General features: G+C 29.7%; 11 protein-coding genes. 1 reads left to right on the forward strand and 10 read right to left on the reverse strand.

The genetic code is table 11. The features are described from left to right. Positions 1 to 21: 21 nt before the first annotated feature. The 10 genes from CVOLT_RS05005 to CVOLT_RS05045 all read right to left on the reverse strand — a co-directional run bounded on the left by CVOLT_RS05005 (position 22) and on the right by CVOLT_RS05045 (position 9249). Positions 22 to 1191, reverse strand: a complete 1170-nt coding sequence (locus CVOLT_RS05005; RefSeq protein WP_235362395.1) for an MFS transporter — start codon at positions 1189 to 1191, stop codon at positions 22 to 24. A gap of 11 nt (positions 1192 to 1202) precedes the next feature. Continuing rightward, on the reverse strand, positions 1203 to 1376 hold the full coding sequence (locus tag CVOLT_RS07930) for a hypothetical protein (RefSeq protein ID WP_158336551.1): 174 nt from the start codon (positions 1374 to 1376) through the stop codon (positions 1203 to 1205). Between the two features lie 3 nt (positions 1377 to 1379). Then, positions 1380 to 1715: a chaperone NapD gene (locus tag CVOLT_RS05010; RefSeq protein WP_039665721.1), complete on the reverse strand. Its 336-nt coding sequence runs from the start codon at positions 1713 to 1715 to the stop codon at positions 1380 to 1382. Further along, on the reverse strand, positions 1702 to 2628 hold the full coding sequence (locus tag CVOLT_RS05015) for a nitrate reductase accessory protein (protein WP_039665722.1): 927 nt from the start codon (positions 2626 to 2628) through the stop codon (positions 1702 to 1704). Before CVOLT_RS05015 ends, CVOLT_RS05010 begins: the two co-directional genes overlap by 14 nt. A 5-nt stretch (positions 2629 to 2633) precedes the next feature. Next, positions 2634 to 3152, reverse strand: coding sequence for a periplasmic nitrate reductase, small subunit, cytochrome c550 protein (locus CVOLT_RS05020; RefSeq protein WP_039665723.1), 519 nt, complete (start codon positions 3150 to 3152; stop codon positions 2634 to 2636). Beyond that, positions 3142 to 3933, reverse strand: coding sequence for a quinol dehydrogenase ferredoxin subunit NapH (gene napH / locus CVOLT_RS05025; protein ID WP_039665724.1), 792 nt, complete (start codon positions 3931 to 3933; stop codon positions 3142 to 3144). Before napH ends, CVOLT_RS05020 begins: the two co-directional genes overlap by 11 nt. Continuing rightward, positions 3930 to 4679: a ferredoxin-type protein NapG gene (gene napG, locus CVOLT_RS05030; protein ID WP_039665725.1), complete on the reverse strand. Its 750-nt coding sequence runs from the start codon at positions 4677 to 4679 to the stop codon at positions 3930 to 3932. Before napG ends, napH begins: the two co-directional genes overlap by 4 nt. A 2-nt stretch (positions 4680 to 4681) precedes the next feature. Continuing rightward, the gene (gene napA, locus CVOLT_RS05035; RefSeq protein WP_039665726.1) at positions 4682 to 7456 is read right to left on the reverse strand and encodes a periplasmic nitrate reductase subunit alpha; all 2775 of its coding nucleotides are present in this window, start codon (positions 7454 to 7456) and stop codon (positions 4682 to 4684) included. A gap of 171 nt (positions 7457 to 7627) precedes the next feature. Then, positions 7628 to 8422, reverse strand: coding sequence for a flagellar basal-body rod protein FlgG (gene flgG, locus CVOLT_RS05040; RefSeq protein ID WP_039665727.1), 795 nt, complete (start codon positions 8420 to 8422; stop codon positions 7628 to 7630). A gap of 17 nt (positions 8423 to 8439) precedes the next feature. Next, positions 8440 to 9249, reverse strand: coding sequence for a flagellar hook-basal body protein (locus tag CVOLT_RS05045; RefSeq protein WP_039665728.1), 810 nt, complete (start codon positions 9247 to 9249; stop codon positions 8440 to 8442). A gap of 132 nt (positions 9250 to 9381) precedes the next feature. Here CVOLT_RS05045 and rpoD point away from each other — a divergent pair, with 132 nt between their 5' ends. Further along, positions 9382 to 11274: an RNA polymerase sigma factor RpoD gene (rpoD, locus tag CVOLT_RS05050; RefSeq protein WP_039665729.1), complete on the forward strand. Its 1893-nt coding sequence runs from the start codon at positions 9382 to 9384 to the stop codon at positions 11272 to 11274. The last annotated feature ends 21 nt before the right edge of the window (positions 11275 to 11295 follow it).

Genomic DNA, 11295 nt, shown 5'->3' on the forward strand with positions numbered 1-11295 from the left:
GTATTTAATATAATTTTAATTTTATTTGATTACCTTTGCATTATAAGCTAAAAATACAAAAATATTCAACAAAATTCCAACCAAAATCAATAATAATAAACCAAAATTAAAATTTCCAAATTTATCATGAAAAATCCCTATAACCCAAGGAGCTTGAGCTGCTATTAAATACCCTATCCCTTGTGACATTGCAGAAAGTTTTGCTGCTATGGCTGTGTTTGAACTTTTGGTAGCTATTAAAAGCAAAGTTATAGTAAAAATACCACTTGATCCACATCCTATTAAAAATGCAACACAAAATAAAGCAACTTTAGAATCAAAAAACAAAAGCATACAAAAACTCAAAAAATACGCAATACTTAAAGATAAAATATAAAAAATTCTAATTTTGTATTGAATTTTTCCTAAAATTACAGGAGTTAAAAAAGCCACAGGAAGACCTATGATTTGAGATAATAATAAAATATTAGAACCAAAACCAATATCATAACCTTTTTGACTTATTATCACACTAAGCCATGCAAAAAGACTATAGGATAAAAAACTTTGAAGCCCCATTAATATAGTTATTTTCCAAGCATCTAAGCTTTTGAAAATATCTAAATTAATATATTTTTTATTTTGATTTCGGATTAATCTTTTATTTTTTAAATGAGGTAGATAAAAAATAATTGCTAAAAATGCAAAAATTATCCAAAAAATCATTGCTTCTTTAATATTAAAAATATTTAACAAAGGCAAAGATAAAGCTACTCCAACAATAGAAGAAATTCCCAAAAATAAACTATATAGCCCCATGATATTGGAAGATTTTTTCGAAAATTTTTCTTTAATAAAACTAGGTAATAAAACATTTGCAATAGCTATACCACTACCTATAAAAAACACACCCGAAAATAAACCTATTTTTCCTCCATAGCTGCGTATAATCTCTCCTATTAAAATTAACAATAAAGCAAACAATAAAGCTCTAACTTGAGAAAAATATGATACAAAAAACGAAACAAAACCAAAGGCGATTAAAGGTAAAGCTGTAAGCATTCCTGCTAAAGCTGAGTTGATGTTATAATATTCTTTGATATGTTCTATCATAGGTCCTAAAGAGGTTATAGGTGCTCTAAGATTTAAAGCAACGACAATTACTATAAAAACATTAATCCAAAAGATTTTTTTGTAAGAAATTTGCATCATTAGATTAAAAATTACTTATGTTGATTAAGAATATTTTCAATATATTGTTGTTTTTCATTTTTTAAATCATCTTTGGTTTTTTGCTGGTGATTGGCTTTAGCAATTTCATTTTCCTTAGAAAAATAAATATGATCAATAACAAAAACGGAAACTATAATCACAAATATAGGAATTAAAAACACCATACACTAAAACTTTTTATAGATATTACCATAATATTCTAGATTGTCTTTTTTTAGTTTTTCATTAAAATCATCTGCTTGAAAATTTGCTTTTAAAATTTTTTCTCTTTCTTCATCTAAATCTTGATAGGAAAAAACCATATTAATACTTATAATATCATCAAGTTTTTCTAAATTTTTATAAGCACTTAATTCATCTTCTAAATTTTCACTTTCTATTATCACAACAATCTTATCATCTTGAACCAATTCCACACTGCAAAATGGAACTTTTTCAATTTTTTCTTTAATTTGTTCAATTTTTTCTTTTTTACTTACAATCAAAACACTAGAAAGATTCATTTATACTCCAAAATATTATTGTATTTTCATAACCTGCACTGATAAATTCATGATCATTTAAAAATATAAGATATTCTAACAAAAAATCCTTATTTTGAAATGTTTTTATAGTTTGTAAGGTATTTGTATCGACAAGTTCTATGGTATTTTTTTCATTATCTCCAAAAATAGCTATACTCGCATTAAAATTTAAAGCACAAGTGTATATCAAAAAATCCCTTTCTAAGCTTTTTTCTTCACCATTTTTTACAATACCTAATTTTCTATCAGTTCCACAGCTAACTATGGTTTTATTTTTAAAATCTAATTGATAAATATTATCTTTATGTATATTTTTATAATTTTTCACAATTTGAAATTTTTTTAAGTCAAAAACTATAATCTGGCCACTTTCAAAACCAGCAACCAAAGTATTTTTATCGTCATTTAAAACAACATCGCTTAAGCTTGAAGTAGAAAAAGTAAATTTTTTAATAGTATTTTTTGTTTTCAAATCTAAAATTTCAATACCAGATCCTAATAAAGCTAACAAAATAGTATTTTCATCCAAAAACAAAGCTTTTTTTACCCCATCATTTGAAAGTTTAAAACTTGTTAATTGATTGTCTTTGTAAATATTTATATTTTTACTACCAAAATCTCCTTCGCTTAAAACCAATATACTATTTTTAAAAAAATCAATGCTATAAATTCTAGCATTAGCATTTTCTTCATAAAAATTTTTAATCTTAGCTAGTTGGGTGATAGTATGAATTTTTTTATCTTTAATGGAGAAACTTAAAATTTCTCCATTATCAAGTCCTATAAGTAGTTTTTCATCTACTAATTTTATAGTATTTAGATTAGAATTTAGTTTTAATTCATATGAAAATGCACAAACCCAAACCAATAAGATGAAAAATACTACTCTCATAAAAATTATTTCACACCCTCATTTAAAACATCTAAAAGATTAGATTTTTTCTTTAATTCTTCGTTTTTAAATTGAGCTTTAAAACTATTTCCTACCAAAGGCTTTGCGTCACTTTGTGGCACATGGCATTGAGTACAATTAAACCTAGCTTCGCTTATCATATCTTTAGTAGATTTGTTTTTTCTAAAATCAAAATAATGACTCTTAGGAAGTGGCGTAGCACCAACATCTTTAGCAACTGATTGATCATGACAGCTTAAACAGATATTGTTATCTTTAACTATAGGCAACATACCATCTAAAGTATGCGGGATCAATGGAGGAGCATTTTCAAATGATCTTTCTATTAAAACAGCTTCTCCTGCAGATGCTTGAGAATACTTCACATCTAATAATTTTACATTTTCACTTTCTAAACTTGTTTTTCTTAAACCCAAATCTTTTGAATCAACACTATTAACAGCAAACCCACATGCACTTATAAAAACAGCTGCTGCTAAGGATAAAAAGATTTTATTTTTCATTTTCTCTCCTTAAATTTATTATACTAAAACCTAAAGCATCATCACCGCAAACATCAATACATCTTCCACATCTTATACATTCACCTAAAGTGACATCTTGATCTTTTTTACCTATCATCCAAAGTACTTGTTTTTCAGGGCATACATTAATACACTTATAGCATTTTGTGCATTTTTGCAAATTATATCTTACTTTTAAAAGTGAAAAACGAGACACTAAAGCCCAAAAAGCACCCAAAGGACAAAAATAAGAACATGTAAATCTAGGACTTAAAAAAGCATCGATGCAAAAAATAATCAATGCTATAAATATCCAAGAAATTCCACCAAATATAATCCCTCTTTGGATAATGCCTATATAAGAAAATTCTTCAAATACAGGAAAAGATAAAATAAAAGAAAAAAGCAATACCAAAAACAATACATAATAACGCAAATTTTTATTTACATTGATTGTTTTTATCGGACTAAGCTTAAATTTTATTCTAATAAAATTTGCAAAATCTGTTATGATATTTACAGGACAAACCCAAGCACAATATGCTCTTCCAGCAAAAATAGCATAAAAGCAAAATATCACCAAAGCTCCACTTAAAACTGCTAAATCCACTTGCAAACTTGCCAACATAAGTTGTAAAAGTGCAAAAGGATCGCTAAGTGGTATGGTTGAAAATAAAACCGAAGAGCTTAAATTTCCTTTTAAGATAAAACTACATGCACTTAAAGAAAATAATATTAAAATAGAAAATTGCACCATTCTTCTTAAAATAAGATATTTCATAACAATTCTCCATCATTAAGATAATCTTTAGCTTTATTTTTGTCAAATTTTTTCTCTGTATTTACATCTTGCAAACGCTTCTCATCCTTTTCATCCCAACCTTTAATGTAGTTATTTCCAGCTTCTCCTAAAACAAATTCTCTAGGTAAAATTTTAATAGCTGGTTTTTGAGTTATGCAAACTTTTTCACAAAATCCACATCCTACGCAAACTTCATGATCAACCACAGGAAGTAAAAATGCATGCTTTGCTGTCCTATCATTACGCTTTGATTCTAATTTTAAAGCTTTATCTATCAAAGGACAGGCTCTATAACAAGCATCACATTGAATTCCCCAATAAGCTACACAGCTTGCACTATCAATAATAGCTATGCCCATTTTTGTTTTATAAATTCCATCTTTTTGCTCTAAATATTTACGATCTAGCGCATCAGTAGGACAATCTCTAATACAAGGGATATCTTCGCATAACCTACATGGATCTTTCCTAGCTATAAAATAAGGCGTACCATTTGCAGGTTTTTCTTGCAAAGTAGCTAATTTTAAAATATCATAAGGACAAGCTTTCACACAAAGGCCACATCTTATACATTTTGACAAAAATCTCTTCTCATCATCTGCTCCAGGAGGTCTTAAAAAATATCCTTGAACAGAGCTAATGGCTAAACTTGCCAAAAATGCACTGCCACTGCCTATGCATAAAAGTTTAAAGCTAAAAGCTAAAAATTCTCTTCTATTGCTCATTGTTATGCTTTAGTAATTTTTACTGCACACTTTTTAAAATCAGTTTGCTTAGATAATGGACAAGTCGCATCAAGCGTAACCTTGTTTATATATACATTCTCATCAAACCAAGGCACATACACAAGTCCTTTAGATGGTTGATTTCTACCGCGTAAATCCACTCTTGCTTTTACTTTACCACGGCGTGATTGTACCCATACTATATCACCTTGAGCAATTTGCATTTTTTTAGCATCATCTTCATTCATATAACAAAGCGCTTCAGGGACTGCACGGAAAAGTTCAGGAACTCTCATAGTCATTGTCCCACTATGCCAATGCTCTAACACCCTACCTGTGCATAACCAAAATGGATATTCTTCATTTGGTCTTTCTGGTGCTTTCATAAATGGTCTAAAGAAAATTTTTGCTTTATTTTTTAAGCTATACTTTTCTTGAGTTTGTGGAGCTAATAAATCGCCTTTTGGTAATTCTTTTGCAAATTCACCATAAAAAGCAAAATCTGAATTTGGAGCAGCTTTTTTCGCATAATAATCAAATTTAGTATTAAATCTCCATTGAGTTTCTTTGCCATTTACAACAGGCCATCTTAAACCTCTTACTTTATGGTAAGTGTCAAAATCGGCTAAATCATGTCCATGACCTAAACCAAATTTGCGATATTCTTCCCATAAATATTTTTGAACAAAAAACCCATATCCATCAAATTCTTTACCATCACTTCCGATAACTTTTCTCTCATCGCCATTTACTTCGCTATTGTCAAATCCTTTTGCGATAGGATCTTTTGCTTTGAAAGATTTTGCTTCTTTATTGGCAAATAATACATCATATAAAGTATCATCTTCACTATATCCCATAGCTTTAGCTTCTTCTAATACACTTGGTAAAGTCAATTTATCATTTACCTTAGTCTCATCCCAAACTTCTTTTAATTTAAAGCGTTTAGAAAATTCTAAAATTTGCCAAGTATCACTCATAGCTTCACCTACTGGTAAAACTTGTTGTTTCCAGTGCTGAGTTCTTCTTTCAGCATTACCATAAGCACCCCATTTTTCATAAATCATAGCACTAGGCAAAATTAAATCAGCAACTTTTGCACTAATTCCTGGATAACAATCACTTACAACTATAAAATTATCCATATTTCTAGCAGCATTAATCCAGTGATTTGCATTTGCAGTATTTTGCCATGGATTATTTACTTGAACCCAAGCAAATTTAATTTTTCCATCTTCTAGATCTCTCATTATATTAAGATAAGGTGCACCTGGTTTTGGATTAATGGTTTTTGCAGGAACTTTCCAAATTTTTTCTGAAATTTCTCTATGTTTAGCATTTGCTACAACCATATCAGCAGGCAAACGATGAGAGAATGTCCCTACTTCTCTTGCTGTTCCACAAGCACTTGGTTGACCTGTTAAAGAAAAAGCTCCACTTCCTGGTTTTGCTTGTTTTCCAAGTAAAAAATGCACCATATAAGCTTGTTCATTTACCCAGCTACCGCGAGTGTGTTGATTAAAGCCCATGGTCCAAAAACTAACAACTTTTCTATTTTTCTCTATATATAAATTTGCTAATTCTTGTAATTTTTTCTTAAATTCATCAATGCTTTCATCTTCATTGCCCTTAGCAACCTTTGCTACATAATCAAGCGTATAAGGCTCTAAAGCTTTTTTAAATTCTTCAAAAGAAATTTCCCAATGTGCATCAGGAGTATTTTGGTGTTTCATTTCGAATTTATCACCTGCTTTAACACCTAAATATGCTAAAGAAACAGCTTCTTCATCATCTAAAATGATAGAATTTTGCTTAGCCACTGTATCTTTTTCACTAGCTTTAAATTTAGGATGGTTTGGATTATTTCTCATGCCATAACCAATATCAGCATAACCTGTAGCAAAAATACAATGTTTTTCAATAAATTCTTTATCCATAGCTTCAGGGTGATTATAAACAATTTCTCTTGCTATATAATTCCAAATAGCCAAATCCGTATTTGGTTTAAAAATAATTTCAGTATCAGCTATATGAGAAGTTCTATTAGAAAAAGTAGATAAATTTACAATTTTAACTTTATCTAAATTGCTCAATTTTCTATCACTTACTCTTGACCATAAAATCGGATGCATTTCTGCCATATTCGCACCCCAAGTAATGATAGTATCTGTAAGTTCTATATCATCATAACAACCAGAAGGCTCATCAACTCCAAAAGTTTGCATAAAACCAACAACAGCACTAGCCATACAATGTCTAGCATTTGGATCAATATTGTTTGATCTAAAACCAGCTTTTACAAGCTTAGCAGCAGCATATCCTTCTTGTATAGTGTATTGACCACTTGCAAAAACTCCAATACCCTCAACGCCTTTTTCTTTGTAAGCTTTTTTAAATTGTTTTTCCATCTCATCAAAAGCTCTTTGCCAAGAAACTTGTTGGAATTTTCCGTTTTTATCGTATTCTCCTTGTGCATTTACACGAAGTAAAGGAGTGACTAAACGATCTTCACCATACATAATTTTTGCATTAAAATAACCTTTAATACAATTTAACCCGCGATTTACTGGAGCTGCAGGATCGCCTTTTACAGCAACAATTTTACCATCTAAACTTGCAACTAATATTCCACATCCTGTGCCACAAAATCTACAAACAGCTTTATCCCAACGCCATTTGTTCTCAGTATTTGCAAGTACACTACTTGGAACACTAAGACCTGCAACACCGCAAGCACTTGCAATAGCGGTATTTTTAATGAAGTCCCTTCTGTTCATTGTTTTACCTCATTTATTTTTTTATTTGCATATTTTTTCAACATGCAAATACAATATTACTACAATTATTTTAATTTTTTATTAGAAAAAAAGAATATTTTGTAAATACCTATATTTAGGAGTTTTTTAGTATTTTTTAGAAAGATATTGCATATTAAAACGCTATTTAATTTAGCGTTTTAATTGATTTACTATTCCAAGCATATCATCACTTGTAGTAATTGCTTTTGAACCTGCTTCATAAGCTCTTTGGCCTGTGATTAGATCAGTCATTTCTTCTACAAGTTGAACATTGCTAAGCTCAACAAAGCCGTGTTTAATAGGAGAAAAACCATTTTCACCTGCAATACCTGCAATAGGAGCTCCACTTGCATCAGTTTCTACCAAAAGATTATCCCCTAAAGCATGTAATCCTGCTGGATTGATAAAATTTACAAGCTCAATTTGACCTATTTGGGTTTCAGCAGTATTTCCTGGCTGCATTACTGAAACAGTTCCATCACTTGCAACATTTATAGCAGTTGCATCTTCTGGTATGGTCATTTCAGGTAAAAGTCTATAACCATCTGAATTTACAATATTTCCTTCAGCATCCTTTGTAAATTGACCATTTCTAGTATAAGCTATAGTTCCATCAGGCATTTGAATTTGGAAAAATCCATTATTTCCAGCAATTGCCATATCAAGACCTGCAGTAGAAGTTTGTTTTAAACTACCTTCGCTAAAAATCTTACTAATTGCAGTTACTCTTGAACCAAGACCTACTTCTATACCACTTGGATGTTTAGTTGTACTTGAAGTTGAAGTACCTGCGTATTTCATAGTTTGATACATCAAATCTGCAAATTCTGCACGAGACTTTTTATAACCAACTGTATTTACATTTGAAATATTGTTTGAAGTAACATCAATTTGAGTTTGCTGTGACACCATCCCTGATGCTGCTGTGTATAATGATCTTAACATTTTACCTATCCTTAGTTTTATTTAGTACTTGCTAATTTATTAATAGCTTCTTGATTTAAATCATCCATATGAGAAGTCATAACTTTTTGATACATCTCAACCATTCTATTTGCTTCTATTAAACCTACCATTTCAGTAACTGGATTTACATTAGATCCTTGAGTAAAACCTTGTTTTACAGCATTTGAATTTGGTAAATCTCTGATTTTATTTAAATCAACCCTATACATATTATCGCCATCTTTTTGCAAATCTCTTAAGTCATCTACTTGAGCTACAAATAATCTTGCGATATTTTGATTAGAAGCACTTATTATTCCATTTTTATCAACATTAATAAAAGAAGTAGAATCTCCTATGCGTATGCCATCTGTTTGTGGATTATTAAAATAATCACTACTTAAAACTCTATATCCTTGACGATTTACCAAATACCCTTCTTCATCAAGCTGAAAATTTCCATCTTGACTTAATCTTACTTCTCCATTATTGGTTTTGATAAGATAAAAAGTATCTTCCCTTGTTAATGCAAGATCTAAAGGATTATGAGTCATCTTCATCGAGCCTACGCTAAAATTTGTATATACATGATTGATTTGAGGAACCCTATCTATAGTAGTATTTACAAATCTAGATGCATCTCTTGTATGATTTTGTATAGGTAACTCATCTTGAGTTTCTTTAAAAATCCTTTTAAAATCTGCAATTACAACATTATCTTTTTTATAACCACTAGTATTAACATTGGCAAGGTTATTGGTCACCACATCAAGACGATTAAACTGCGTAACCATAGCTCCAGTGGCTTGATAATATCCATTTTGCATCGTTTTTCCTATCTAAAATCTAAATTTTCCAACAATAAAGCAATATGTGTTCCAAAAAATATTTATTTGTTTTTAATTAAAATTTAGGAATAATATTTAGTTCTATATAAAAATCGTCCCAAAGGATATTTTATGGCTAGTGAAGCAACTACCCTAGAAGAATTATTTAAAGAAAATTCTAAAGATTATATCACATATGAAAAACTTGTCAAGTATTTAGCAAAACTTCCTAATGCAACAAGTGCAAAAAAAATTCGAGATTTAATGAATAAATATAAAGTAGAATTAATATCTTCAGCAGAAATTGCAAAAAAACGCAATCTTGAAGAAGCAAAAAAATTACAAGAAGAAAAACAAAAATTACAAGATACTAGCTTAGAAAATGAATTTGATTTAGCAAATGAAAATGATTTATTAGAATGGAGTAGATCTGATTCCCCAGTAAGAATGTATCTAAGAGAAATGGGACAAATTTCTCTCTTAAACAAAGACGAAGAAGTTGAAATTTCTAAAAAAATTGAACTTGGAGAAGATATTATCATAGATGCATTTTGCTCGGTTCCTTATTTGATTGATTTTATTCTTGATTATAAAGAACCATTAATCAATAGAGAAAGAAGAGTAAAAGAGCTTTTTAAAAGTTTTGAAGAAGATGACAAAAATGAAGATGACAAAAATGAAGATGACAAAAATGAAGATGAAATAGATTCTGAAGAAGAAAATGAAAACGAAGAGAATGAAAATAATTCTGATAAAAAAGTTAAAAAAACAAACAAAAAAGAAGACGAAAGAACTTTAAAAGTCATAGAAAGCTTTAAAGCCTTAGAAAAAGCCAAAAAAGAATGGCTTAAAACTATTTCAACTATAAATGCAGAAAAAAATGAAGATGAGTTGTTAGATAAGCTTGTTATAGCTTTTAAGAAAAATATATTAAAAGAAAAACTCATGGATTTAGGTCCAACTTCAAAATTAATCTCTGAAATTGTAAAATCAATGGAAACTGCTTTAAAAAGTGATGAAGAATTTGACAAAGAATTAAAACGCTTAGAATATCGCTTACCTATGTTTTCAGATGAATTAAAACAAAGACATCAAGATATTTTAAGAGATATCACAAAACTTAGCAAAGAAGAGATAGCCGAGCGTGCTTTAGAAACTACTATGGTTAGCACTTATATGGAAATTAAAAAACTCATACAAACCAAAGAAGCTAGTCAAAATTCATTTGATTTAGAAAAGGATCAATTAAAAGAAATTTTAGAACAAATCAAACGCGGTAAGAAAATTTCTGATGAAGCAAAGACTAGAATGGCTAAATCAAATTTACGCTTAGTTGTAAGCATTGCTAAAAGATATACTAACCGCGGATTGCCATTTTTAGATTTAATCCAAGAAGGCAATATAGGCTTAATGAAAGCTGTGGATAAATTTGAATATAAACGCGGATATAAATTTTCAACCTATGCTACTTGGTGGATAAGACAAGCCATATCAAGAGCAATTGCTGATCAAGCAAGAACCATTAGAATTCCCATACATATGATAGAAACAATTAATCAAATCAATAAAATCATACGCGAATATTTACAAAAAGAAGGCAAAGAGCCAGATGTAAGCATTATCGCAAAAGAAGTAAATTTAAGCATTGATAAAGTTAAACAAGTAATTAAAATCACCAAAGAGCCAATTTCCCTAGAAGCTCCTATTAGCAACGAAGATGATGGCAAATTTGGAGATTTTGTTGAAGATAGAACTTCGCTTTCTCCAATGGACCATATACTAAAAGATGATTTAAAAGAACAAATCGATGAAGTGTTAGATCAACTAAACGATAGAGAAAAAGCTGTTATTAGAATGCGTTTTGGTTTAATGGATGATGAAAGCGATAGAACCTTAGAAGAAATAGGTAAAGAACTTAATGTCACAAGAGAAAGAGTTAGACAAATTGAAAGTTCAGCTATTAAAAAATTAAAACATCCAAAAGTTGGTAGAAAATTAAAAAACTACATCGAAGGATGGAAATAAATCCTTGTAAATTTTACAAGG

Origin of the sequence: Campylobacter volucris (assembly GCF_008245045.1) — a bacterium.
Taxonomy (GTDB): domain Bacteria; phylum Campylobacterota; class Campylobacteria; order Campylobacterales; family Campylobacteraceae; genus Campylobacter_D; species Campylobacter_D volucris.